The organism is Microcoleus sp. PH2017_34_RAT_O_A (assembly GCF_020737885.1).
Classification (GTDB): Bacteria; Cyanobacteriota; Cyanobacteriia; order Cyanobacteriales; family Microcoleaceae; genus Microcoleus.
Genome location: NZ_JAEQDD010000016.1, coordinates 17152 through 43313, shown reverse-complemented (window position 1 = coordinate 43313; position 26162 = coordinate 17152). Strand labels below are relative to the sequence as shown.

At 48.1% G+C, this 26162-nt stretch carries 19 protein-coding genes; 13 read left to right on the top strand and 6 right to left on the bottom strand.

Features of this window, described 5'->3' with window-relative positions; translation table 11 throughout:
• The first annotated feature begins 108 nt into the window (after window positions 1-108).
• From JGK11_RS08140 to JGK11_RS08130, 3 genes are all read left to right on the top strand, one after another.
• Entirely contained in the window at window positions 109-1287 is a 1179-nt protein-coding gene (locus JGK11_RS08140; RefSeq protein ID WP_293191216.1) for a HetZ-related protein 2, read from the top strand.
• A gap of 52 nt (window positions 1288-1339) precedes the next feature.
• Window positions 1340-1513: a hypothetical protein gene (locus tag JGK11_RS08135; protein WP_293191214.1), complete on the top strand. Its 174-nt coding sequence runs from the start codon at window positions 1340-1342 to the stop codon at window positions 1511-1513.
• 527 nt (window positions 1514-2040) lie between these two features.
• On the top strand, window positions 2041-3126 hold the full coding sequence (locus JGK11_RS08130; protein ID WP_293177889.1) for a hypothetical protein: 1086 nt from the start codon (window positions 2041-2043) through the stop codon (window positions 3124-3126).
• Between the two features lie 171 nt (window positions 3127-3297).
• Here JGK11_RS08130 and JGK11_RS08125 read toward each other — a convergent pair whose 3' ends face one another.
• The 4 genes from JGK11_RS08125 to trpB form a co-directional block, all read right to left on the bottom strand.
• Window positions 3298-3936: a ribonuclease D gene (locus tag JGK11_RS08125; protein WP_293177886.1), complete on the bottom strand. Its 639-nt coding sequence runs from the start codon at window positions 3934-3936 to the stop codon at window positions 3298-3300.
• Window positions 3890-4105: a hypothetical protein gene (locus JGK11_RS08120; RefSeq protein WP_293177883.1), complete on the bottom strand. Its 216-nt coding sequence runs from the start codon at window positions 4103-4105 to the stop codon at window positions 3890-3892. The genes JGK11_RS08125 and JGK11_RS08120 overlap by 47 nt, the downstream gene beginning before the upstream one ends.
• Window positions 4089-4502: a CAP domain-containing protein gene (locus tag JGK11_RS08115; protein WP_293191212.1), complete on the bottom strand. Its 414-nt coding sequence runs from the start codon at window positions 4500-4502 to the stop codon at window positions 4089-4091. Before JGK11_RS08115 ends, JGK11_RS08120 begins: the two co-directional genes overlap by 17 nt.
• 292 nt (window positions 4503-4794) lie before the next feature.
• Window positions 4795-6042, bottom strand: coding sequence for a tryptophan synthase subunit beta (gene trpB, locus JGK11_RS08110; protein WP_293177876.1), 1248 nt, complete (start codon window positions 6040-6042; stop codon window positions 4795-4797).
• A 383-nt stretch (window positions 6043-6425) separates the two neighbouring features.
• Here trpB and JGK11_RS08105 point away from each other — a divergent pair, with 383 nt between their 5' ends.
• The 9 genes from JGK11_RS08105 (at window position 6426) to JGK11_RS08065 (ending at window position 22307) form a co-directional block, all read left to right on the top strand.
• Window positions 6426-6818, top strand: a complete 393-nt coding sequence (locus tag JGK11_RS08105) for a nuclear transport factor 2 family protein (protein WP_293177873.1) — start codon at window positions 6426-6428, stop codon at window positions 6816-6818.
• 202 nt (window positions 6819-7020) lie between these two features.
• The gene (locus JGK11_RS08100; RefSeq protein WP_293177870.1) at window positions 7021-7680 is read left to right on the top strand and encodes a TIGR00266 family protein; all 660 of its coding nucleotides are present in this window, start codon (window positions 7021-7023) and stop codon (window positions 7678-7680) included.
• A gap of 37 nt (window positions 7681-7717) precedes the next feature.
• Entirely contained in the window at window positions 7718-8398 is a 681-nt protein-coding gene (locus JGK11_RS08095) for a TIGR00266 family protein (protein ID WP_293177867.1), read from the top strand.
• A 320-nt stretch (window positions 8399-8718) separates the two neighbouring features.
• Window positions 8719-9414, top strand: coding sequence for a TIGR00266 family protein (locus JGK11_RS08090; protein WP_293177961.1), 696 nt, complete (start codon window positions 8719-8721; stop codon window positions 9412-9414).
• A 176-nt stretch (window positions 9415-9590) separates the two neighbouring features.
• The gene (locus tag JGK11_RS08085; protein WP_293211214.1) at window positions 9591-10391 is read left to right on the top strand and encodes a M48 family metallopeptidase; all 801 of its coding nucleotides are present in this window, start codon (window positions 9591-9593) and stop codon (window positions 10389-10391) included.
• A gap of 282 nt (window positions 10392-10673) precedes the next feature.
• Window positions 10674-11042, top strand: a complete 369-nt coding sequence (locus JGK11_RS08080; RefSeq protein ID WP_293177861.1) for a translation initiation factor — start codon at window positions 10674-10676, stop codon at window positions 11040-11042.
• Window positions 11043-11254: 212 nt separating this feature from the next.
• The gene (gene recR, locus JGK11_RS08075; protein WP_293177858.1) at window positions 11255-11848 is read left to right on the top strand and encodes a recombination mediator RecR; all 594 of its coding nucleotides are present in this window, start codon (window positions 11255-11257) and stop codon (window positions 11846-11848) included.
• 174 nt (window positions 11849-12022) lie between these two features.
• Window positions 12023-14140 (top strand): prolyl oligopeptidase family serine peptidase, encoded by a 2118-nt coding sequence (locus tag JGK11_RS08070; RefSeq protein ID WP_293211212.1) that lies wholly within the window; start codon window positions 12023-12025, stop codon window positions 14138-14140.
• A gap of 787 nt (window positions 14141-14927) precedes the next feature.
• Window positions 14928-22307 carry a DUF4347 domain-containing protein gene (locus JGK11_RS08065; RefSeq protein WP_293211210.1) on the top strand — a complete coding sequence of 2460 codons (7380 nt, stop codon included), beginning with the start codon at window positions 14928-14930 and terminating at the stop codon, window positions 22305-22307.
• A gap of 532 nt (window positions 22308-22839) precedes the next feature.
• Here the strand turns inward: JGK11_RS08065 and JGK11_RS08060 are convergent.
• On the bottom strand, window positions 22840-23757 hold the full coding sequence (locus JGK11_RS08060; protein ID WP_293211208.1) for an SH3 domain-containing protein: 918 nt from the start codon (window positions 23755-23757) through the stop codon (window positions 22840-22842).
• A gap of 623 nt (window positions 23758-24380) precedes the next feature.
• Here JGK11_RS08060 and JGK11_RS08055 point away from each other — a divergent pair.
• Complete coding sequence (locus JGK11_RS08055) at window positions 24381-24827, top strand: hypothetical protein (protein WP_293177849.1); 447 nt, start codon at window positions 24381-24383, stop codon at window positions 24825-24827.
• A gap of 327 nt (window positions 24828-25154) precedes the next feature.
• Here the strand turns inward: JGK11_RS08055 and pheS are convergent, their stop codons facing one another.
• Complete coding sequence (gene pheS / locus JGK11_RS08050) at window positions 25155-26159, bottom strand: phenylalanine--tRNA ligase subunit alpha (protein ID WP_293211205.1); 1005 nt, start codon at window positions 26157-26159, stop codon at window positions 25155-25157.
• Window positions 26160-26162: the final 3 nt, after the last annotated feature.

Below are 26162 nucleotides of genomic sequence, written 5' to 3'. Positions count from 1 at the left end.
AAAAGTTATGGATCGGCCGTCAAAATAGCCTGGAATTGCGATCGCGATAATAACATCACAGAATTATTTTACCGGTCACAGGTCTGATTAGAGCTAAAAAACACTCAAATGATCAGCATAGCACTTAAAATCGGGGGTGAAAGATATTCTCAGCAGCTCATGACCTTGGCGGAAAGACTAGCAGAAGATTGGAAGTCGCGACTCGAACAAGATTGCCCCGACGAGAGCTCTAGCACTCGCGAGAGTGTTGTTCGCTGGCTGTTGGGAGACAAGCCAGAAAGATTTGACACTCTAAATCCGACTCAACTCGCTGTCGCTTCTGGGGCGATCGACTTTTTATATCGAATTTTGCAGCAGCGCTATCTGGGAGTAGCGCCAGAAAGAGCTTACCGCAACTTGATCGGGCGCCTGGGCGGTTTGGTGGTGCTCCGGCAAAAAATCCAAGCGTGGGTTTCTCTCTCGCGCGACAGACAGCGCAGTGCGGTAGAGGTACTGCAAGAAGTGATTCAGGAAATGCTGAATTCCGATCGCTACCTCCAGCAGCAAGTCGCCTGGATTGCCGAATGCACAACAGATAAACGCTTGCGAAATGCTTTGCTGCTAGCGAGCACTGAAGAATACTGCTTGCGGCCGATCCGCAACCAGCCGCTGCTGGTGTACCGCTTCGTCAACTACCTGCGGCGTTCCCAGCGGGGCGGGTTGACGCAAGTCCCGGCGGGAGATTGGGTGCGGCTGGTGTCGGAACAGGTTCTGCCTGACGATACAGACGAACCGCTCAGCTTGCTAGACGAACAGGCGATGTCGGATTATCGAGAACATCAAGCTTGGGAAGAACGGCAAACTCAGCGGCAGATTGTCCAACAAGAATTTGAGAATTACTTGACTGCTGAAGTCGATCCGCTGGCTTCGCGATGGCTGCGGCTTTACCTGCAAGGCCGTTCCCAAGAGGCAATTGCTGAGGATTTGAAGGTGCCAGTCAAACAAATTTACCGCTTGCGAGAAAAAGTCAGTTACCACGCGATTCGGGTGTTTGCAGTCAAACAAGCACCAGAATTAGTCGCTAACTGGCTGGAAATTTCGCTCAAAGAACACAGTTTGGGCTTGACTCCCGCCCAGTGGCAGCAATATTTACAAGATCTCACGCCGGTGCAGCGACAGTTGATAGAATCGCTCAAAGCAGGGAAAAGTGTAGAGACGATCGCCTCTGAATTAAAGTTAAAAACCAATCAAGTCATCGGCGAGTGGAGCAAACTCTATTTAGCTGCTCAATCCCTCCGAAACGAGTAGATTGGTAATGAGTGGCGGGCGAAGCGTAGCGGAGGGAATTGCTAATTGTTAATTGGCGGTAGGAATTTTCCGAATTCGCGCTACAAATCAATTCCCGAACAGCCAGATTTGCTGCGAGTTTCCCCGTGGAAACCGCGATCGATCGTTCGATCGCAACTGCTACCGCGATCCCGGCAAAAAGGATACTGTACGATCTACACTCACGATCGTCGAGCCCCAAATTTGAGACCAAAGATCCAGCTTCCAGATTTATATAGAGGAGTTAATCTAAAATCTAAAATCGTTCGACGCGATCGAAGCCGTCGAAGTCTAAAATCTAAAATCTAAAATCGGCTCGCGATCGGGGATGCTCACCGTGAACTTTGTGGAGTAAGATATTAGTAGGACGATCGAATGAATCAGGATTTTTGAACCAATCCTCAATTCAGCAGTTACCTGTCAATCATCGGTTGTGGTGTATCTCTCAAACTTGGGCATTCAGACACAATTTTATCTTTGCCAGCCGCGGGAATCAATCTGGGGCGATAGATGATATTTCGTCGATAGTGCGCCCGCCATTATCTAGCTGTCAATCCTTCTGTATAATTTGAGACTGGAATACAGCACGGGGAAAATTCTGAGATTCAAGATTTTTCTTTCATCAAATCTTCCGGTTTTCATGCGAATACCTCCGTCAGGGAAGTTGCAGAGTTTAATTGTATAAATCAGGTTGGCGTGGCGCGATCGATCGCGCTTCCGACTACAGAGAAGCTAATGGTACATACATCTTCAACAGACTCGGCGACTACAATGGACTCCGATCGAATATTTCAACTAATCGATACAGTTGTTCCCTTTGAAGCTTGCCTTTACTATCAAGTTTTGCCTTTATCTCTAGAAGGCAATCTATTTAAATTGGGCGTAGTCGATGTGCAAGATGACTCCGCTTTGGACTACGTGCAGCGGATTTTAGCATACATGAATTGCTCGGTGACAACGGAGCAAATTGCCCCGGAAACTCAGCGTTCGATGCTCTCAGCTTACTTGCTCCACGGGAACCAAGTCAGAGAACCCAGCCTGACAGAAACCACACCAGCCCCAACACCGATACCAGCCCCAACACCAATAAATCCCGCACCAACAACATCAAGCTCCGAAGCAGACACCCTGCTGTCTGTACCCGAACCCTCCATTCGGGTTCCCGATCGGTTGAAACCTCCCGATGCTGAGGTTTTGCTGACGCCGACAGAACTTTCGGTTTTGGATGTCGAGGCCGTGCACTTGTCAAGCCCCGTCGAAGTTTTGGCAACTTTACCCGCGCCCCAACTGCTGCAAGAATTGCTCGGTAGAGTGCTCGTAGACGGTATCGGTAGGCTGTTTTTTGAGAGACACCAGTCCCAAGGTAGGATTCTTTGGAGTCAAGACGGCGTTTTGAAATCGATCCTCGAAGGTCTCTCTCCCTTCCTGTTTCAAGAAGTCATCGACGAGTTGAAACGGCTGACAGATATGCCTGTTTCCCCGGTGGAACATCCCAAACAAGTCGAAGTAGAACGCATCTATGGAAAAACTCATTTGCTGTTGCGCTTGCGAGTAATGCCCGTGGGTGGCAAGGAAGAAGCAACGCTGCAAGTCTTGCGGGGAGCAGCTTTGAGGTTTTACCAGCAGCAGCAATTGTCTACTCTGAGTCGAGATGCACTGCAACTGGCCAAAGAATTGCAGCGGAAAGTGAATCAAATTCGCGATCGCACTCGGCTTTCTCCTTTACCTTTGGAAGGTTTACCCGCTTTGGAACAAGTTGTCAGAAATGTTGACGACCAACTTGAAGCTTTGATGCAAGAACAGAATCCCGAGGATTTCTAATTAGAAATAGTTGTAAGTTTTGAACTTTCTTTAACTCAAATCTAGCCCGATCAAATAAATAATAATAATTAGGTTCGTAGTGAGGAATGCGAGTCCTTCCTTATCCAAAATCTGAAGAAGGACTCGCATTCCTCACTACAAACCTATGTGAGTGCAGTTGTGCGATCGCACCTAAGATGAACCGTGCTCGAAAATCTTATCGTACTGCAACAAATCCAAACTTACAAAAACTGGCAAACACCCAAAACATTGCTGTGCAACTTCCCAGCGTTCCTCTCGCTGCAACATAGCAGTCAACTTTTGTTTAGCGCCCAGCAAATATCGGACATCGTTAGCAGCGTAGCTCAATTGGTCATCAGAAAGATGCTCGGAATTTCCCCAATCCGAACTTTGAGAAGTTTTATTGAGTTCTACTTTTTCCAACTCTTGGATTAACTCTTTAAGTCCGTGTCTGTTAGTATAAGTTCTGGCTAACTTGCTAGCTATTTTTGTGCAGAAAACAGGTGCAATGTCAATACTTAAATTGTAACGCATTGTTGCCAGATCGAAGCGCGCAAAGTGAAATACCTTCTCAATATTTTCAGCTTCCATGAGCTTTTTCAAATTTGGCGCCGCCGTCTGGCCTTTAGCAATCCGCACCGCCGCCACTTTACCTTGCGGATCGCACAACTGCACCAAACACAGGCGATCGCGCCAGGGCATCAAACCCATCGTTTCCGTATCAACGGCGATCGCCTCCGCCGTCAAATAATAAGATAGCAGATCATCGGAGATATCGCGATCGCACACTTGAAAATCTGGAAATTCCATTCTTGGTTATTGGTAATCGGTAATTGGTAATCGGTAATTGGTAATCGGGCATCGGTAATCGGTAATCGGGCATCGGTAATCGGGAATCGATAATTAATCTTTCCTTCTTTCCTCTTCCTTCTTCCTTCTTCCTTCTTCCTTCTTCCTTCTTCTTATCGACTACGGACAAAAAGCTGAGTAAAATAATACTCCCCTTTGGCATTTTTGGCAATCGCAATACCAGTCAAATTAAATTGACTCTCGATATTCTTGCGGTGGCCCTCACTTTTAATCCAACCCTCAACAGCATTGCCAACCGGGTCGCTGTAGCCAAAATTGTAAGCAACATTTTCAGCTACACTTTGATAGGGAACAGTAATTGCTTTCGCCCGCCCTTCAAATCCATCGTGGCTAAATTTAACTTTCCCACTCGCCATATTTTCGCTGTGAATTCTGGCTATCTGACTAATTCGCGGATCGACAGTCAGCGGCGGCAACTTTTTCGAGGCTCGATATTGATTGATCTGTTGGTTAACAGCTTTTTCTAACTCAGCAATTGAACTCGTAGCAGCAATATTAGTATTCATGGAAGTTTCTGGGAGCGATTGTGTAGGAATGAGTTGAGTACAATTAGGTAGGATTGCCAGGAATCCTAGAGACATTAAAATCAAAGGTTTGTACATGAACTATTAAAGATAAAGAAGACCGGGCGGTTGAAACCGCGGCTACACAGACAAAACCCGCCTCCGCGGGTTGAAGAACGGATGATGAAAATTACGTTATCTTCTAAGTCGGCGGAGGCGGACATCATTTATATAGACGCGGTTGAAACCGCCGTCTGACCATTCCTACAGGGCGATCGCCCGAAATTCCGGTAAACTAGATATTCAGAACCTTCGCCACAGTGTTCACATCTTTGTCACCCCGTCCCGAACAGTTGAGGACAATGCGCGGACTGCCAGTTAACTGCGGACAGAGAGTTTCCAAATAGGCGATCGCGTGAGCAGTTTCCAAAGCCGGAATAATCCCCTCCAACTGCGACAACCGTTGAAAAGCATCCAAAGCTTGCTGATCGGTTACACTGTAATATTCAGCCCGGCCAGCATCCTTCAAATAACTGTGTTCCGGCCCCACACCAGGATAATCCAAACCCGCACTAATCGAATGCGGCTCGATGACTTGACCCTCATTATCCTGCAACAAATAACTCATAGCCCCGTGCAGAACACCCACAGTTCCCTTAGTCAAAGTAGCAGCGTGTTTATCCGTATCCACACCTTCTCCCGCCGCTTCAACACCAATTAACCGCACAGTTTCTTCCCCAACAAACTCATGAAAAAGACCCATAGCATTAGAACCGCCGCCCACACAAGCTAATAAGATATCTGGCAAACCATTCCATTTTTCTAGACACTGACTGCGAGTTTCTTGACCGATAATTGCATGGAAATCGCGCACCATCATCGGGTAAGGATGCGGCCCCGCCACCGAACCAAGAATATAATGAGTTGTTTCAACATTTGTCACCCAATCGCGAATCGCTTCAGAAGTCGCATCTTTCAGCGTTCCCGTACCCGCCGCCACGGGTCGCACTTCAGCACCCATCAAGCGCATTCTAAACACATTTAAAGCCTGTCTTTCCATGTCATGAACGCCCATGTAGACAACGCATTCTAAACCGAAACGAGCGCAAACAGTGGCAGTAGCAACGCCATGTTGGCCAGCACCAGTTTCAGCAATTACGCGCTTTTTACCCATGCGTTTTGCGAGCAATGCTTGAGCCAAAGCATTATTGATTTTGTGAGCACCAGTGTGGTTTAAATCTTCGCGTTTGAGGTAAATTTGGGCGCCAGTGCCGTCTGGTTTAGCATAATGCTCCGTGAGGCGTTCGGCGAAATACAATGGGCTGGGGCGGCCGACATAATCCTTAAGTAATCCTTGAAGTTGCTGTTGAAATTCCGGTTCGCTGCGGTATTTGTGAAAAGCCGCTTCAAGCTCAAATAAAGCCGGCATCAGGGTTTCGGGGACATATTTGCCGCCGAATTTGCCAAATCTACCGAGGGAGTCGGGGCGTTGGGCGGTGGTTTCGGTGGTTTCTGTGGTGAGACGCAGGGGTGTGACAGTCACGGACTTTGTGGGGATAAGGGGACAGATTTTATTATATCTAGTCGATGTGGCGGGGCGGTGGGCGATCGGGTAATTTTGCGAGGGCTGCCAAAAATCGCTAGGATGGCGGAAGTTCGTCGGAGCCTTCGAGATATTGCCCTGTAAGGGTTTCAGGGATTTTTTCTGTAGATGAGAGGTTGTTTGTACAGAGATTTTTGGGAGTCCTCGCAAATGGCCTCTGGACACGTTGCGCTGTATGGGGTTTATAATCGAGGGATCCCCACTCGCTGGGGAAACTAATTGAATGGAAACTAGGATCTCCCGACCTTTACTTTTGGTAGGTTGACGTGTTCCCGCTCGCTGGGGAAACTAATTGAATGGAAACTTCGTAATGGTGAACAATTATGAATTCAAATCAGCAGTTTCTGCAAAATTTATACGATGCTTTTAACAAACGCGAAATTGAAACAATCATCTCGTTGATGCGCCCAGACGTGAAATGGGCGAACGGAGTGGAAGGCGGTTTCGTTTATGGACGCGATGCGGTGCGCGAATATTGGACAAATCAATTTAAGGATATTCAACCGGAGCTTGAAACGTTAAAATTCGAGACTGACGAAAACAATCGGAACATTGTCACCGTTCATCAAATTATTAAAGATTTGCAATGCAATGTGCTTGCGGATGCAACAATTCATCAAATCTTTACCATTGAGGATGGTCTGATTTGTCTTTATGAAATTGGCGAAACCGAAACAATAGAGGAGATGATTCAAAAGACAAAAAGTTCCAACTAGCAATGATGTCCTTGGGCGGGGGCGGGTTTTACAAATAATATTTAATACCAACAAACAATCTACATAAACCCGCCCCCTTATGCAATATGTTAAAATTATTGAAGAACGCAACAGTTGGCTCATTCAATCGTAGTAAACTAAAAGCGTAGACCTACAATTCTCACTTCCTTTAGTTATTGTTACACAACAGGAAACCAAAATCGTGGATATCGACATTCGTTATAAACCTTCCTTTGCCACAATTTTTCTTACACTCGAACCTGGAGAAAGCATTATTGCTGAATCAGGAGCGATGATAGCAATGGATGCAGCACTCACAATGAAAACAGAATTTAATGGAGGTTTTTTGTCAGGTGTATTGAAAAAGTTTTTTGGTGGTGAATCGCTGTTCGTCAATCGATTTATCAATCCAACACGGCAGTCTCTCCAAGTCGTTCTTTCTCAATCTACAATCGGAGATATTGCCGAAGCTCAAGTCTATGAAAATAACCTCTGTTTTCAACCCGGTGCTTATATTGCCAGTACCCCCGATATCAAATTAGGCGTGCGCTGGGCTGGATTTGCCAGTTGGTTTTCGGGAGAAGGCTTATTTAAATTGCAAGCCAGCGGACAGGGAACAGTATTTTTTGGTGCCTATGGTGGTTTGACTAGCAAGCAAATCAATGGTGACTTCATTGTCGATACAGGGCATTTAGTAGCTTACGAATCGGGAATGAAAATGTCGATAAAAATGGCAGGCGGATTATTAGGTTCGATTACATCCGGGGAAGGGTTTGTGAATAAAGTGACGGGTAAAGGAACAATTTACTTGCAATCCAGAAGTATCGATGGTTTGGTGCAATTTTTATCAAGTAAAGTTTGACTTGCGAGCGAATATATCCATTACCTAGTACCTACTTATGAAAATTGAACTTTTACAACAACCCGACAGCACGATCGCCCGAATCACTCTAAATGCCGGTGAAGAAATCGTTGCTGAGGCAGGTGCAATGGTGGCGATGAGTGGCAATCTACAAGCAAGTACGACATTGCGCCAAGGCAAAGGTGGCGGTATTTTCGGCGGACTCAAACGCATGATTGCCGGAGAGTCGCTATTTTTAAGTGTATTTCGATCGCCAACACCGGAAAATACCTTGTTTTTAGCACCCAAAATGTTGGGCGATATGCTGCACTATCAAATGGGCAAAAGTGGCTTAGTAGTACAAGCAGGTTCTTATTTAGCTAGCACACCAGATGTTAATATTGACTTGGGTTTTCAAGGCTTCAAATCGATGTTTTCTGGAGAAAGTATTTTCTGGCTAGATATGGGGGGTCAAGGAGATGTACTATTGAGTTCCTTCGGCGCAATTTACGAAGTTCCAGTCAAAGGAGAATACATTGTTGATACAGGTCATATTGTCGCCTTTGAGAAAAGTTTAAAGTTTGAAATTACTAAGCCCCCAGGAAGTAGTTGGGTGAGTGCATTTCTCGGTGGAGAAGGTTTAGTTTGTCGATTTAAAGGTAACGGTCGCCTGTTCTGTCAAACCCACAATACCACAGCATTCGGTCAAGCCGTCGGCAATCGTTTACCTCCCAGGTAGCAAGCGTGGAGACTCGCGATATGCAAAACATAAACGGAGATTGCTTTCATAAAAGGGTGCATCTGGTTTTTGAAGAGGGCGAAGCATGACCGCATATAAGTTATTAATTATAATTTCATATTGATTGCGGTCATGCTTCGCCCCTACAGACATATTTGCCAAACTGAAATACACCCTCATAAAACATCGCATTCATGTAAAGTGTTCCTCGCAACGATCATTCTAACTGAACGTTATTGAGCTATCAACTGCCAACTGTCAACTGTCAACTGCCAACTGCCAACTGTCAACTGTCAACTGTCAACTGTCAACTAACTTATATGCCTAAAAACATCTCATATACAATCGAACATTCTCCATCCTATGCCCAACTAAAACTCAAAATTCCTGCCAACCAAACGGTGTTGGTAGAATCTTCGGGAATGGCAGCAATGGATAGTCACATCACCCTGAAATCAAAAGTCAAAGGAGGTTTGATGAAAGGCCTCACGCGAATGTTAGCAGGTGAGTCTTTGTTTATCAGCGAATTTACTTCGCCGGAACGTTCTGGAATACTTTACGTTTCCCCTGGAGTTCCCGGCGATATTCAACATTATCACCTCGATGGCAATAGCTTGATGCTGCAATCTTCTGCTTTTGTGGCATCGAGTTCTACTGTAGACCTTGATACTAAATTTCAGGGATTAAAAGGTTTCTTTAGTGGCGAATCATTGTTTTTTCTCAAAGCAACTGGACAAGGCGATATCTGGTTTAATTCCTATGGCGCAATTCTGGAAATTCCAGTCAATGGAAGTTATATCGTGGACACCGGTTATATCGTTGCCTTTGAGGATACGCTGAAGTATGATGTTGAAGTCCTGGGCGGACTATCCTGGAAAAATTTGAGAACGGGAATTTTAGGTGGAGAAGGCTTAGTTTGTCGTTTCAGTGGACAGGGGAAACTGTGGATACAGTCTCGCAATCTGTTTCCTCTGATTAATTTTTTAAATCCCTTCCGACCGACAAAGAACAATTAGTTTGGTGCTTTTATATACAGCATATTCCATGTATATTTGGTACACACAATTTTGGGAAATTCCGTGTAAGGTGCGTCGCCATATAATCTGCCACTGCTATTCAATAACTCGTAGCGATGCACCCTACAAACTCACGCAAGTCAATCCAAAATCTAAAATCTAAAATCTAAAATCGAATGACCGATCGCAATCCACCCACAAGCAACAGGCAACTGCTAACTATATTAGGGATTTTTTTAGCCATAGGATGTTTATTGCTTTGGGGAAGCCTCAAACTGGTAGATGGGCTGATTTTATTAATTCCCCCCGAACTCGAACAGCGCTTGGGGGCGTTAGTTATCCCAGCTTACGAACGTCTTGCGGAATCTTCTCCAGCACAAGATACTCTCAATCAACTTCTCGATCGCCTGGAAACTAAATTACCTAAACAAAAAAATATCGATCGCAATTATCGCCTACTTTACATTCCCGATGATACTGTAAACGCGCTAGCCTTACCTGGAGATACAATTGTTGTTTATCGGGGTTTAATAAAGCAATTGGAATCGGAAAACGAGTTGATGATGATCTTAGGTCATGAGTTGGGTCATTTCGCCAATCGCGATCATTTGCGGGGAATTGGACGGGGATTGGCGCTACAGTTTGTGGTGGCGGTGTTCGTAGGCGATGGAGGTGGGTTGGTGAATGTTGCCGCTGCGATCGCTTCCAATTTAAGCAAAGCCCAATTTTCGCGCAGTCAGGAAGCCCAAGCCGATGAATTTGGCTTACAACTGCTGGTTTCCCATTACGGGCACGCAGCGGGCGCAGCAGACTTTTTCCAGCGATTAGCGCGAAAATCTGGTTTAGATATTGCTTTGTTATCGACTCATCCGGCACCTGGCGATCGCAGTTTAACGTTAACACAAACGATCGCCCAACGCCGCTATCCGATTCAAGAGCGATCGCCTTTACCCGCAACACTCAAAAGCGATCGATAACAATCAGACACTTAATAATTCCCGCTCTCCCTTGATGGGCTAATACAATAGGTATAATATCAGAGTCTCAACGAGCGATCGCAACCTTACACCAATCCACTAAAACTAGAAATACCCTTCAACAGTTGACAGTTGACAGTTGACAGTTGACAGTTTGAGAGCGACCTCTACCTAGAAGGAAGAGGATTGGAGTAATGAATAGTCTGATTTGTATTTCTCCCGAGCAGGCTTGGGGCTTTCAACCAATTATTTATGGTAAAACAAGTTCAGGCAGTATAACATATGGCAGCATCCAAACGCAAAAATTCTGACAACAAAACAACCGACGGTAAACGAGTAGTTTACTCTGAGTTTGGTAACTACGAAAACTCGGCTGCTCTCGAACGAGGAACCCCGGAAGTTCCCCAGAATCAACAAACTTTGAAAGTAGAAGCATCCCGAAAAGGACGCGGTGGCAAAACAGTTACAGTCATCAGCGGATTTCAAGAAAAACCAGAAACTTTAGCAGATTTAGCCAAGCAGCTAAAAGCCCAATGCGGCACAGGCGGCACAGTTAAGGATAATGAAATTGAAATTCAAGGCGAACACAAGCAAAAGCTACTCGAAATTCTCAAAAAATTGGGCTACAAAGCTAAAATTAGCGGAGGTTAATTGGGTGCATCTGGGTTTTGAAGAGGGCGAAGCATGACCGCATATAACTTATTAGTTATAATCTCATATTTACTGCGGTCATGCTTCGCCCCTACAGATATATTTTCATGCGCCCCAGATGCGCCCGGTTAATTTCTGTTATTCTTCCCTCTTCCCTCTTCCCTCTTCCTTCTTCCCTCTTCCTTCTTCCTTCTTCCCTCTTCCTTCATTTTATGTACACTCGACCCTTAGCCCGTTTGATCGAACAATTGCAGCGCTTGCCCGGAATCGGCCCAAAAAGTGCACAGCGACTCGCTTTACATATTTTAAAGCGACCGGAAGAAGACGTGCAAGCCCTAGCTCAATCATTGATTGATGCCAAAAAACAAGTCGGTTTTTGCAAAGTATGCTTTCACTTATCCGCTGAACCTGTTTGCGAAATTTGCCGCAACACTAACCGGGACGGTTCTACTATTTGTGTTGTGTCAGAATCCCGCGATGTAATCGCCTTAGAAAAAACGCGGGAATACATCGGCAAATATCATGTTGTCGGCGGTGTCATCTCGCCGATGGATGGAATTGGCCCGGAACAATTGAACATTCAGCCATTAGTCCGCCGCGTCAGCCAGCAAAAGATTGCTGAAGTTATTATTGCGATTAGTCCTAGCGTGGAAGGCGAAACTACTACTCTTTATATCGGTCATTTATTGAAACCTTTTACCAAGGTTACGCGAATAGCTTTTGGTTTGCCGATGGGGGGAGATTTGGAATATGCTGATGAGGTAACTTTGGCTCGTGCTTTGGAAGGAAGGAGGGAATTGGATTAGGTGAATTGAAAGAGAAGAGAAATGAACCGCGAAGACGCTAAGGACACGTTCGGCGAAGCCGTTCCCGAAGGGTAGGAAGATGGGAGAGAAGAAAGTGCGATTGCTTTATTGAGGTTCGCAATGACAATTTTGTAAAAAAGGTTAAACTGAATAAAGTTACTGAGAGTGAAAAATATGACTCAATTCGATCGCCCTTTAAGCTACCCTACAACCCGCAAAGCCGAGCAAACAGACGATTATCACGGCGTCCAAGTATCCGACCCCTACAGGTGGCTGGAAGACCCCGATTCAGAGGAAACTCAAGCCTGGGTGGAAGCTCAAAACGCAGTCACTTTCGGCTACCTCAGCCAAATTCCGGCGCGGGAAAAAATCAAACAGCGCCTGACTAAACTGTGGGATTACGAGAAATACGGCATACCTTTTAAACAGGGCGATCGCTATTTTTACTACAAGAATGACGGTCTGCAAAATCAATCCGTACTCTATACTTTACCATCCCTAGACGGCGAACCAAAAGTATTAATTGACCCAAACACTCTCTCAGAAGACGGAACCGTCGCTCTCGGCGGCGTAGCTATCAGCGAAGACGGCCAACTTATGGCCTACGGTTTGTCAATTTCTGGCTCGGATTGGCAGGAATGGAAAGTTCGCGATGTGGAAACTGGGGAAGATTTATCAGACCATTTAAAATGGCTGAAATTCTCAGGTGCAGCCTGGACTCACGACGGTAAAGGTTTTTTTTACAGCCGCTACGATGAACCCAACGAAAAAACCAAACTCGAAGATGTTAACTATTACCAAAAGCTATTCTATCACAAGCTCGGTACTCCGCAATCTGAAGATGTATTAATTTGCGATCGCCCTGACCAAAAAGAATGGGGATTTAGCGGTGGTGTTACGGAAGACGGCAAGTATTTGATTATATCAGTCTGGCTCGGCACTGACCCGCAAAACCTGATTTTTTACAAGGATTTAACCGCGCCGGAATCAAGCATTGTCGAACTGATTAACAAATTCGAGGCTGAGTACAGTTTCATTGATAACGAAGGATCATTGTTCTGGTTTCAAACCGACTTGAATGCACCGCTGGGCCGCGTAATTGCGATCGACACCAACAACCCTCCTCCTTCATCCCTAGCGGGCGCTGACACCCCCCTGAATCCCCCCCTTACCAAGGGGGGGTTCACCGAAATCATCCCCGAAGCAGCGGAAACCCTGGGAGGCATTAGCCTTCTCAACAATCAATTTGTCGCTTCTTACCTGAAAGACGCCTACACCCAGATTAAAATCTTCAACTTAGATGGCTCTTTTGCGCGAGAAGTAGCCTTGCCGGGAATTGGTTCGGCAGGAGGTTTTGGCGGCAAGCGGCACGACACCGAAACCTTTTATGCTTACACCAGCTTCACGACTCCGAACACAATCTACCGTTACAATATGCTGACGGATGAAAGTAGCGTTTATCGGCAGCCAAAGGTTGATTTTAATCCAGAGGATTACGAGACAAAACAAATATTTTATCCCAGCAAAGACGGTACGCAAGTACCGATGTTTGTCACGCACAAAAAAGGCTTGCAGCTAGATGGCAATAACCCCACTTACCTGTATGGTTATGGTGGTTTTTCTATCTCGCTGACTCCAAGTTTTTCTCTTAGCAGGCTGGTTTGGTTGGAAATGGGCGGAGTTTATGTGACAGCTTGTTTGCGGGGTGGTGGCGAGTACGGCGAATCGTGGCACCAAGCTGGGACAAAGTTGAACAAGCAAAATGTGTTTGATGACTTTATCAGCGCTGCGGAATGGTTGATCGAGAATAAGTATACGAAACCTGCTAAATTGGCGATCGCAGGTGGTAGCAACGGCGGCTTATTGGTGGGGGCTTGCATGACTCAGCGGCCAGAATTGTTCGGTGCAGCATTGCCCGCCGTCGGCGTCCTAGATATGTTGCGCTTCCATAAGTTTACCATTGGTCATGCTTGGGTTCCTGAATATGGTTCGTCGGACAATCCCGCAGAGTTTCCCACAATTCACGCCTATTCTCCGCTGCACAATCTGAAAGCGGGAACTGCTTATCCGGCGACAATGATTACAACTGCGGATCATGACGATAGAGTGGTTCCAGCCCACAGTTTCAAGTTTGCTTCGGCTTTGCAAGCAACGCACGCAGGAGAAAAACCCGTGTTAATTCGGATTGAAACAAAAGCGGGACATGGGGGTGGCAAACCTACCGCTAAAGTCATTGAAGAATTGGCAGATGAATGGGCTTTTTTGGTGCGCGAACTCGATATTAACGTTTAACCAGCGCGGGATTGGGTGCGCCTATTCCCTAGGCGCGCACCCGCACTCCTCTCTTCAACTGCTGGTGAACACCACTTACCTGATGGTATGATCTGACACATCTTTTGCTGCTAACCTGATGTTCAATGTGGAAATTGTGCGATCGTTTCATGGCCTGTGGCTGCGGACAACCGATCGCTACAGCATAAATTAGTGTAACTTGTCAACTCCCACTTGTCTTAATTTGCCTGACATTCTGTAACTTTTTGTATGGTTTAGCCTTGGTTCTGAGCTTTTTAGAGATGAAACCCTATTAAGTAAAGTTCGTGGCAATGTCAACTCCCACAAGTAGTAAATCCAAGCTACAATCAAAAAATTTTCTAATTCTCGGAAACGTTTTTTTCAGTGGATTTACGGTCAAGATTTCAGAAAAAATTACACTCCCAACTGTACTGAGAAGCATCCCGTTACCGGAATCACTGCCTTTTTGTCAGCAATACGTAAGTAAGTGCCGATCGCAATCTCAAGGTTATGGGATTAATTTCTTTTCAAGAAAAATACTTGAGTGGCGCAATCAAAACCAGATAATGCTTGCATATCTAAGGGTGTAGTGATTTATTACCTAGGTTAATGCGCGAAGCTGATACAGCATTGTCTATCCAATCCTTCCCTCACATCTTAACTTCAACAAAACACGTAAGTGTTTAATTTATTTCGTAAATATAATTTACAGTAAATTTATATTTCCGTGTATATCGAATGTTCTCAAAGGGGGTAGTTTAAAACTAAGTAACTAAATCAGCGAACTATGAAAACGAGCCCCAATACGTCGAATGTGTCAGCCGTAAAAATACGCAAATCTACTAATATTACCACTACCAACAACTTATTTTTTAAGCCAGCAAACTCTACAGCGTATCTAGAATCGAAAACATATCTAGTCGTTGTTGACTCCCGAGTAGAAAACTACGAGGAATTGATCCGTGGAGTCAAACCCGGAAGCGAAGTATTGGTGCTCGATCCAACCAGAGATGCGATCGCACAAATCACCGAATTTTTGGGGCATTACCACAGCATCAACAGCCTGCACGTAGTTTCTCACGGCCGAGAAGCAGCAGTCGCGATCGGTCGGACAGAACTGAATATTGATAACCTAGAAACCTACAGCAGTCAATTGCAGCAGTGGGGAAAAGCCCTTAACAAACCCGGTAGCATTTTACTTTATGGATGTAACGTAGCTGTCGGCGAATCGGGCATTAAATTCATACAAAAACTCAGCGAATTAACTGGAGCAAATATTGCTGCTTCTAACAACTTAACTGGGAGTGCAGCACTAGGCGGCGACTGGGAATTAGAAATTACCACAGGACAAATCGATGCCGAACTAGCCTTTAAACCAGAAGTCTTAAAAACCTACAATCATGTCCTCGGAACATTAGTTACCGAAAGCTTTCAAAATCCCACAGCATTAGGGCCTTGGATCTACGGAACTAGCGGCGGTGCAATTCAACCGGGATTAACCTCAGGTAGCGGCCCCGGCATCATTCCCAGTTTAGGGCTGGGCGATCCTCCGGGCAGTGGCGCTTTAAGATTAACATCGAATGCGAACAACCAAGCAGCTTTTGTCATCTACAACAACCCAATTTCTTCGACTGACGGCATCAGAGTTGCCTTTGATTTATTTGCCTATGACGGCACCGGTGCCGACGGCATTAGTTTCTTCTTAATTGACGGGGCTGCTACACCAACTCAAGCAGGTGGATTCGGCGGTTCTCTCGGTTATGCTCCCAACAACAGTTCTGGTATACCGGGGATTGTCGGAGGTTATTTAGGTGTTGGATTTGACGAATATGGCAATTTTTCAGATCCGAGTGAAGGGCGTTTAGGTGGCCCGGGATCGATACCTGATGCGGTAGGAATTAGAGGCAGCCAAACCGGAGGATATCAGTTTTTAACTAACAATGTAATTCCCGGCGGCATAGATAATCCTACCGTTACCGATCGCACTCTTGCCAGAAAAAGAGTTCAAATTACTTTACAACCGTCTACTCCCACAATACCCAGCCGTTTTTTCGTTAACATCGACTTAAACGGCGACAACTTATTTAACGGCCCGGGCGAAAGTGCGATCGACATCCCAAATTTGGCGGCTGTAAATGGCACAATTCCGCCGACTTTCAAATTTGGTTTTGCTAGTTCGACAGGGGCAGTGACCAACATTCACGAAATTCGCAATCTCAGCGTTGAAACTGTCACAGCACCTACCATCTCAGCCGATATTGCCACGGTTAAAACTGGCCCCGCATTTGCCCTACCCAACAGCAGTATTACTTACACCATTACGTCCACCAATAACGGGCCCAACGACGCTACCAACGTCCTGATTCAAGATCCCCTGCCTCCGGGCTTAACTTTCAGCAGCGCCGATAATGGTGGGATTTTCAACCCGACAACGCGGAGTGTCAGTTGGCCAGTGATTTCGACTCTGGCTAACGGTGCCAGCGTTACCCGCAGTATTACCGTGACTGCACCTGCCACAATCGGATCGGTAACTAACCTGGCATTTAGCAGCAGCAGCACTTTCGATCCCAACCTGATTAACAACACCGGTGAAGGGATAGTATCTCAAGCTACAACTGCGATCGTTCCCGCTACAGCCGACATCATCACCTCAAAAACAGGCCCGACAACAGCCGTGGCTGGATCGACGGTCACCTATACAATTACCTCACAAAACAGCGGGCCGAGCAGCGCTACCAATGTGACGGTAACAGACGCTTTGCCCGCAGGCTTAACTGGAGTGACAGCCTCCGACGGGGGCAGTTACAATCCTGCCACAGGTGTTGTCACTTTCCCGGCGATCGCAACTTTGGGCATCGGTGCGGCTAACGCCGTCAGCCGCACAGTCAGCTTCAGTACCCCAAATACCGGCACTGTCATCGACATTGCCAGGAGTACAGCCGAAACTCCCGATCCCAATAGTGCCAACAACAACGGCACGGCTGCGATCGCTCAAGTCAGCACCACGATAACGAGCAGCGCCGACGTAGTTACCACCAAAGCAGGCCCGGCATCTGTCACGCCCGGAGCCACTGCCACTTATACGATCACCGCCCAAAACGTCGGCCCTTCGGCAGCCGCCAACGTTTCCATCACCGATACCCTGCCTGTGGGCTTAACCGGAGTGACAGCCTCCAACGGCGGCACTTACAACCCAGCCACAGGTATTGTTAGCTGGACGGCGATCGCAAGTTTGGCAAGCGGGGCAGCCAACGCCGTCACCCGCACAGTCAGCATTGTTGCTCCTGCCAGCGGCACAGTTGCCAACACCGCCAGAAGCACCTCCGACACCGCCGATCCCAATACTGCCAACAACAACGGCACGGCTGCAAACGCGCAAGTCACCACCACGATCACTCCCAGCGCGGACGTAGTTACCACCAAAGCAGGCCCGGCATCGATCGCGCCGGGAGCCACTGCCACTTATACCATCACCGCCCAAAACGCCGGCCCTTCCAGCGCCACCAACGTCGTCATCACCGATACTCTGCCTCTGGGGTTAACGGGAGTGACAGCTTCCAACGGTGGCAGTTACAACCCTGCCACAGGTGTTGTCACTTGGACGGCGATCGCAAGTTTGGCAAGCGGGGCAGCCAACGCCATCACCCGCACTGTCAGCGTTGTTGCTCCTGCCACTGGCAGCGTTGTCAACACTGCCAGAAGCACTGCCGCCACCGCCGATCCTAACAGTGACAACAACAACGGTACGGCTGCGAACGCTCAAGTGACAACTGCGATCGTTGCCGCGAACCAACCTCCGGTAGCCAATAACGCCAACAGCGCGATCGCACCCAGCAGCACCGTTTTACTGACCGGATTGGGAGGCACAGATCCCGACGGGACGATCGCCTCCTTCACCATCAACACCCTACCGCCAGCAGCCCAAGGAACCTTGTTTCTGGGCAATCCCGCGTCTGGGGGAATTGCCGTCACAGCGGGTCAAACTCTCACACCCGCTCAAATCAATCAATTATTTTTCCAAGCGACCAACTCCTTTGCAGGAGCGAACTTCACCTACAGCGCTACCGACAATCAAGGCCTCACCAGTCCCGGCACCGCTACCGTCTCTGCGGTACTGCCGACACCCAACAAACCTCCTGTAGCCAACAACGCCAACATCAGCCTACCTCCGAACAGCACAGCCAACATTGTCGGACTCGGAGCAACCGACCCCGACGGAACGATCGCCTCCTACACAATCAACACCCTGCCGACAGTCGCTCAAGGGGTGCTATTTTTAGGCAATCCCGCCTCTGGGGGAATTGCCGTCACCGCAGGTCAAATTCTCACGCCCGCTCAAATCAATCAATTATTTTTCCAATCTACAGGCACTTTTACCGCAGCCAACTTCAGCTACAGCGCCACCGACAATCAAGGCGCTACCACCCCCGCCAGCGCTAGCGTTGCCGCCGCCATTCCAGTACCATCGCCAACACCCGCACCGGTCAACAAACCTCCGGTTGCCAATCCTGTCAACAGCAGCCAGCAGCCCAGCAGCACCGCTTTATTGACCGGATTGGGAGGCACGGACTCCGACGGGACGATCGCCTCTTTTACGATTAACACCGTGCCACCTGTCTCTCAAGGGCAGCTATTTTTAGGCAATCCCGCCAGCGGAGGCGTAGCGGTGACACCCGGCCAAGTTCTGACTCCGGCACAGATTCAGCAACTATTTTTGCAAGCCACAGGCAACTTTACGGGAACCAACTTCAGCTATACCGCCACCGACAACGGCGGTGCCACCAATGCTGCTACCGCAACTGTAGCGGCAATCCCTCTGCCAGTGCCGACACCAACTCCTGCACCGGTGCCGACACCAACTCCTGCGCCAGTGCCAACACCGACTCCTGCGCCAGTGCCAACACCGACTCCTGCACCGGTGCCAACACCAACTCCTGCACCAGTGCCGCCTCCCAACCAGCCGCCAGTTGCCACAAATGTCAACTTCACTGTTCCCCCCAACACCAGCCCGCGAGTTCCGGGATTGGGAGGAACTGACCCCGACGGGACGATCGTCTCTTTCACCATCAACAGCCTGCCCCCAGCAGACCAAGGACAGGTATTTTTAGGAGATCCGGCCAACGGAGGCGTTCGACTCACACCCGGTCAAGTTCTGACTCCGGCACAGATTCAGCAAATATATTTCCAAACGACGGGCAGCTTTACGGGAGCCAATTTTACCTACAGCGCCACCGACAATCAAGGCGCCACCAGTCCCGCCAATGCTACAGTTACCGCTTTGGTTCCGGTGCCGAACCAACCGCCAGTTGCCACAAATGTCAACTTCAGCACTCCGCCCAACAGTAGCAGGTTAGTCACGGGATTGGGCGGAACCGACCCCGACGGATCGATCGCCTCTTACACCATCAATACTTTGCCCCCAGCAGACCAAGGAGTCCTATTTTTAGGAGATCCCGCCAACGGAGGCGTTCGCGTCACAGCCGGCCAAGTTCTGACTCCCGCACAGCTTCAGCAAATATTTTTGCAAACGACGGCCAACTTTACAGGAGCGAATTTTAACTACAGCGCTACGGACGATCGCGGTGCTACCAGTCCCGCTAATGCTACAGTTGCTGCCATAGCTCCAGCTCCGGCACCGACTCCAACTCCGACTCCGACTCCGGCGCCAATTGTTCTCAACCAACCTCCAGTTGGCATAAATGTCAACTTCAACATTCCGCCCAACAACAGCGTGCGGGTTCCAGGATTGGGAGGAATTGACCCCGACGGGACGATCGCCTCTTTCACAATCAACACTTTGCCACCGGCGAACCAAGGAACACTGTTTTTAGGAGATCCTGCTAACGGTGGGATAGCGATCGCACCCGGTGAAATTCTCACTCCCGGACAGATTCAGCAACTGTTTTTCCAAACGACGGGCGAATTTACGGGAGCCAATTTCACCTACAGCGCCACCGACAACGGCGGCCTGATTAGTCCCGGCACCGCTACTGTTGCTGCGATTCGCCCGACGACCAACTTACCGCCATTGGTGAACAATGCTAACTTCAGTATTGCTCCCAGTGGCAGCGCCCAGGTTCCGGGATTGGGAGGCAGCGATCCCGACGGGTCGATCGCCTCTTACACCATCAACACCCTGCCCCCAGCCAACCAAGGAGTTCTATTTTTAGGAGATCCGGCTTTGGGCGGCGGCGTTCGCGTCACACCAGGCCAAGTCCTGACTCCGGCACAAATTGAGCAATTATTTTTCCAAACCACAGGAAGTTTTACGGGAGCCACTTTCAGCTACAGCGCTACAGACGATCGCGGCGGCATTAGTCCCGCTACCGCTACTGTCGCTGCAATCTTGGGGCTGGTGGCGCCAACACCAACCCCAATATCAAATCCGATCGCCGAACCAGATACCGACTGTCTGTGCGAACCCATTGTAGAAAAACCAGGAATTAACTTTGCACCGCCGCCACCAGCGCCCGGAGTTCGATTTGTCCGGCCAATTTCGCAACTGGGAGAGGGACAAACCACCAAAGGTACAGACGGCAATGACTCGATCGCAGACAACAAAGGCAACCAAAAAATCATCGGTTTAAAAGGGAACGACCTGATTTTAGGCAAAGACGGCGCCGACGAAATTTACGGCAATGAAGGCAATGACAGGATTTTTGCGGACACTGACACGGATATTGCTTACGGCGGCGAGGGCAACGATATCATCCATGCCGGCAAGCAGAACGACTGGATTGCAGGCGACTTAGGCTCTGACACCCTGTTTGGAGATGAAGGTGCCGATACGATTTTGGGAGATAACGGCCGCGATAACTCTAGCAGCGCTGCGGACGATCGCGATTTGATCTTCGGAGGTAACGGCGCAGACATCATTAACGGCAACGAAGGCGACGATACCATCCATGCCGGCAAAGGTAACGATCTTGCCCTTGGAGGCAAAGAAAATGACATCATTTCGGGCCAAATCGGCTCCGATACGTTGATTGGGGGCACCGGCAATGACACCTTGTTTGGCGGTTTCAACGGCAACACAGACTTCGATTCCCAGGGACGCGACTTGCTCTATGGAGGCGACGGCAACGACTTCCTCAGCGGCCAAGAAGCCAACGATACCCTGGTTGCAGGCAAAGGTAACGATCGCGCTTACGGAGGTAAAGGCAATGACCTGATCTACGGTCAATTAGGCTCTGATACCCTCTACGGCGACGCAGGCAACGATACTCTGCTAGGCGACAAAGGCGGTTCCAACTCAGTTAACGGTGCTAGCGAAGGAGATTTAATCTTTGGCGGCACCGGTAATGACATCATCGGCGGTGGTAACGGCAATGACACCGTGCAAGCAGGCAAAGGCAATGATTGCGTTTGGGGCGGCAAAGAGAATGACTTGATTTGGGGCGAATTAGGCTCCGATACCCTTGTCGGCGACAGTGGCGATGACACGATATACGGTGGCGCTCGCAGTCGAGCTCAAGATGTCAACGGCCAGGACTTGATCTTTGGCAACATTGGTGCTGACGTACTCTTCGGCGATGAAGCTGACGATACCATCAGTGGCGGTGAAGGCGATGACAGGATTTACGGCGGTAAAAATAACGACCTCATTCACGGAGATCTTGGCAACGACAAGATTTACGGCGGTGACGGCAGCGATGAGCTCTGCGGTGGCGAGGGCAACGATACCATTTATGGCGATCGCTCCGATAACCGGGCTGTCTCGGTGGGCGCAAACGACCAGCAAGACTGCATCAATGGCGATGCTGGCGATGATTTGCTCTACGGCAATGAAGGGGAAGATACCCTGAATGGAGATGCTGGCACCGATACCCTAATTGGCGGTAAGGATAACGACTTGCTCAATGGGGGTGATGGTGATGACTGGCTGTTTGGTGGCTTGGGCGACGATACTTTAATCGGAGGTATTGGGAGCGATCGATTTGTCTTGGGTGCTGACAGTGGTACTGATACTGCGATCGGTTTTGAGGCCGGTGTCGATAAGTTTATTTTGATTGGCGGCCTGAGTTTCCAGCAGTTGCAATTGAGCACCACTCCTGACGGTACGTTGCTGCGAGTCGCAGGAACCGATCGGGTTTTAGCGAATCTGGTGGGGATTAATGGGGCGATCGGATCCTCGGATTTCCTGTCATCAATTATCTTGCCTTCTTAGGGTTATAATTCAATACGGTTTACTTAAGAAAAATCTGACTTGCCCAAAATGGCTATATTGCCAGAAAATCGTCAGATAAAATTCATCAAAAGCATTAAGTAAACCGTATTGAAATACAATCCACTCCATCAAGAGAAGAGTTTTGAACCGTATTGGGGCGCTTTTGGCGCAGAGGCAAGAGTATTGCGAAAGTTTTGGAAAAAAACCTTTTATCCCTCCCCTCTCTGTGTTCTCTGTGTTCTCTGCGGTAAAATCTTCTTAATATCTACTTCACCTCTTTATAATCCAAAAATCGTCAGATAAAATTCATCAAAAGCGTTAAGTAAACCGTATTGGGTTATAATTGGTCGCGAAATTACCCTCTTCTCATAAGAAAACGCCACAGCAACTTACAATTTCTGTGGCGTTTCGATAATTTTTAATAATCTAAAACTCGACTGTAGCAAGGTTTGTAGTAAGGACTTTAGTCCTTCTTGAATGTGGGCTAATGTCCTCACTACAAACCAAATTCGATCTGATAGAACTCAGAAGTTTACTTGCACATGATCAAGTTTCCAGCCGAGATGAATCCCGGAACAGGGGCTGAAATCTCAACCCAATTGCGGTCTTCTCCATTCTTATCTTTGACTAACTGGAAATTCGGCACAAGCGTTACTTGACCGTTAGCGGGTACGCCGCCTTTAACTGTCGCAGTCTTTGAAGGCTCCGCACGAATAGCCAGACCTTTCGGTGCTACGCGAGGTTCTACTTGGCGGCACAGGCTGACGGGGCCCGTTGTTGGTGCTGGTGTTGGTGCTGGTGTTGGCGCAGGTGCTGGCGCAGGTGCTGGTGCTGGTGTTGGCGCAGGTGCAGGTGCTGGTGCTGGTGCAGGTGCTGGTGCTGGTGCAGGTGCTGGTGCAGGTGCTGGTGCAGGTGCTGGTGCAGGTGCTGGCGCTGGCGCTGGCGCTGGTGCTGGCGCTGGCGCAGGTGCAGGTGCAGGTGCAGGCGCAGGTGCTGGTGCTGGTGCTGGTGCTGGACTTGGGGAAGGAGCTTGACTAATTGTGCACGAAGCTAAATTAGCCTCGTTGTTCGGGTATCCGGTAGCTATATACCCTTTTACGGGAGCGGTAATTTGAATCCAGAGGCGGCCGTCGGAGGCTTTAACAGAAGTAGCGCCTTGGAACAGTGTTACCTGAGTATTCATGGCTACACCGCCAACTCTCACGGATTTGGGGTCTGGGCTCTGGCGAACTGTCAAACCTTCTTTGGGAGTTACTTTGCGGCAAAGCGTGTCAGCTTGGGCGATTTGAAAGGTGGCGCTATCTTCAAAGGAAATTTTTTCAGCATCCTGACTGGTAGTGGATGCTGGTGAGGTGGCAACACCGATCGCAGTCGCCTGCACACTTCCGGCTACAATGGCGATCGCGCCCAGCAATGCAGCGGGTTTGTTCCAACAATTCAAGTTTTTCATCCGTTCAACTCCTCAATCTAATCAAAACCATTATCTTTATTGCTGGTCAATATAGCAAAAAAAGCGATTTGTCTTCCAGAAAAATGCTGTCTATAACACACTACTGCCTCTAAGTCAATTTTTATTTCTCTAATTTAGTGCTGCGTGAAATTTAAGCGAGAAAAAATTAAGCTGCTGCGCCTGTAAATTGCTCGTTATGGTAGAGCGGGGCAGGGAGAAAGTGGGAGAGTAGGGGAGGGTGGGAGAGTCAATACTCAAGTCAATACTCAACAGTCAACGGTTGAAATGCGTGAGAGTCGATCGACATAACTTAAAATTACCGCGAACAACTGACAGTGGGAGAGTCCCCCAGATTCACTGCGCTGCAAGTCAATTCTTCCACTCTTCAATATAAAAATCAACAGACCTTAGTTAAACCTCCCAAACCGCGGCTTTGCAGTGAATTCTTCCATTATTTAATCTCACATCTAAAATATCCAATCGACCGAGATTTTTTGGTTTCAATCTATCAAAAGACGGATTTTTTTTAACCGCTCGTCGCTGGATAACCTCTATCTGGAGAATGGTTTAGCCGATCGCGCCAATCGAGTACAAATAGGATGTTATATCTCATTTTGTACTCTATGAAACTGAATTATTTTACCAAACGGCTTTCGACTCTCGGGCGCTATCTGGCTGCAACTGTGCTTTGCGTGTCAGCGATGGCATTTGCTTGGCAGGGTGCATTTTTCTCGAACACCGCAGCAATGGCCTCTCTTGCTGTAAGCTCGATCGCAGCAGCAGATATAGGCGATAAAGTTCAAGACAAAGCCAGCACAGATGCCGGAAGAGCCAAGAACTTCATCCGAGATACAGAAGAGAAGGTGAAGGAAACAGCCAAGACAAATGCTGCTAAAGTCGATCGAGCATCAGAAGATGGTAGTGTAGTCGAGCGCAAAGCCAAGAAAGATGCAGCTACAATTGAGAAAAGAGCAGAAGAAGATTCAGCTCGCACACAGAAAGCAGTAGATAACACAAAGAATGCTGTGGAGCGCGCTGTTGACAGTATCAAAGGTGCTTTTAGCAAGTAGAAAATAAATCATACTCAGTAGGTTTGTAGTGAGGACTTTAGTCCTTCTTTTCCCGAGGACTTTAGTCCTCACTACAAACCAAGCTTACGGCGCTCGCTCTCTTCGGACAGGATATTAGGTTTTTTCGCCTTGTCAGGTCGATCGAAACTCAAAACATCGATCTACATTAACCAAAACCCCTACAGTCAGAGTAAAACCCAGGGCGGTTTTATTGTCGTCAGACAAATTAGGTACGTTGTTGCGCTTCAGCGCTCTTTCTAATATTAGCTAAAGAGCGCTGAAGCGCAACAACGTACCTTCAGAGTAAAACCTACCTCAAGCCACTACTTAAAACTGCCGCAAAAATCGTAAATCGCTAGCATAAACCCGGCGAATGTCATCAATTTCATAAAGTACCATAGCGAACCGCTCCACCCCAAAACCGGCTGCAAATCCAGTATACTTTTCTGGATCTAAACCGACTCCTTTAAGAACATTAGGATCTACTACACCGCAGCCCAAAACTTCCAGCCATTTGCCGTTCCACTGCAAATCAACTTCAGCAGAAGGTTCTGTAAACGGAAAGTAACTCGTGCGGAAACGAATCGGCAAATCTTGCCCGAACATTTGTCGCAAAAACTCTTTAATTGTGCCTTTCAAGTCAGTAAATGTCAGATTTTCACCAATAGCTAAAAGTTCAATTTGGTGGAAAACTGCCGCGTGAGTAGCATCAACAGTATCGCGGCGATAAACGCGGCCGGGAGAGACAATCCGAATCGGCGGTTTGTGCTGTTCCATGTAGCGAATTTGCACGGATGATGTCTGAGTCCGCAGCAAGTCGCCACCTGGCAGGTAAAATGTATCTTGCATATCCCGCGCCGGGTGGTCGGGCGGAGTGTTGAGCGCCTCGAAGTTGTAATAATCTGTTTCCATTTCCGGGCCGTTGGCGACGGTGTAGCCGAGGCCGACAAAAATATCGAGAGCGCGGTCTATGACGGCGTTTAAGGGGTGAATTCGACCTTGAGGGCGAAAAATCCCCGGCATGGTAACATCGAGGGTTTCTGAGGCTAATTTGGCTTGAATTTGGGCGGTTTGGAGAGCGGCGCGCTTGTCTTCTAAGTCGGCTTGTAGGGCTTCTTTTACGGTATTGGCGATCGCGCCTACTTTGGGCCGCTGATCTGCCGACAGTTTGCCCATCATGCCTAAAATTTGAGAGAGTTGGCCTTTTTTGCCTAGGTAGCCAAGGCGTAACTGTTCGAGTTGTTCGAGGGTATTCGCACTTGCGATCGCACTTTTGGACTCTTGGCCCAGGGTTTCTAGTTGAGTTTCAATGTCGCTGAGCTGGACAGTCATTTT

Excerpts from the sequence above, each read along its gene's own strand:
- JGK11_RS08065 (WP_293211210.1), top strand. The coding sequence starts at position 14,928 with ATGAAAACGAGCCCCAATACGTCGAATGTGTCAGCCGTAAAAATACGC.
- JGK11_RS08140 (WP_293191216.1), top strand. The coding sequence starts at position 109 with ATGATCAGCATAGCACTTAAAATCGGGGGTGAAAGATATTCTCAGCAG.
- JGK11_RS08090 (WP_293177961.1), top strand. The coding sequence starts at position 8,719 with ATGCCTAAAAACATCTCATATACAATCGAACATTCTCCATCCTATGCC.
- JGK11_RS08085 (WP_293211214.1), top strand. The coding sequence starts at position 9,591 with ATGACCGATCGCAATCCACCCACAAGCAACAGGCAACTGCTAACTATA.
- JGK11_RS08130 (WP_293177889.1), top strand. The coding sequence starts at position 2,041 with ATGGTACATACATCTTCAACAGACTCGGCGACTACAATGGACTCCGAT.
- JGK11_RS08070 (WP_293211212.1), top strand. The coding sequence starts at position 12,023 with ATGACTCAATTCGATCGCCCTTTAAGCTACCCTACAACCCGCAAAGCC.
- JGK11_RS08055 (WP_293177849.1), top strand. The coding sequence starts at position 24,381 with ATGAAACTGAATTATTTTACCAAACGGCTTTCGACTCTCGGGCGCTAT.
- JGK11_RS08115 (WP_293191212.1), bottom strand. The coding sequence starts at position 4,502 with ATGAATACTAATATTGCTGCTACGAGTTCAATTGCTGAGTTAGAAAAA.
- JGK11_RS08095 (WP_293177867.1), top strand. The coding sequence starts at position 7,718 with ATGAAAATTGAACTTTTACAACAACCCGACAGCACGATCGCCCGAATC.
- JGK11_RS08080 (WP_293177861.1), top strand. The coding sequence starts at position 10,674 with ATGGCAGCATCCAAACGCAAAAATTCTGACAACAAAACAACCGACGGT.
- JGK11_RS08125 (WP_293177886.1), bottom strand. The coding sequence starts at position 3,936 with ATGGAATTTCCAGATTTTCAAGTGTGCGATCGCGATATCTCCGATGAT.
- JGK11_RS08105 (WP_293177873.1), top strand. The coding sequence starts at position 6,426 with ATGAATTCAAATCAGCAGTTTCTGCAAAATTTATACGATGCTTTTAAC.
- JGK11_RS08060 (WP_293211208.1), bottom strand. The coding sequence starts at position 23,757 with ATGAAAAACTTGAATTGTTGGAACAAACCCGCTGCATTGCTGGGCGCG.
- recR (WP_293177858.1), top strand. The coding sequence starts at position 11,255 with ATGTACACTCGACCCTTAGCCCGTTTGATCGAACAATTGCAGCGCTTG.
- pheS (WP_293211205.1), bottom strand. The coding sequence starts at position 26,159 with ATGACTGTCCAGCTCAGCGACATTGAAACTCAACTAGAAACCCTGGGC.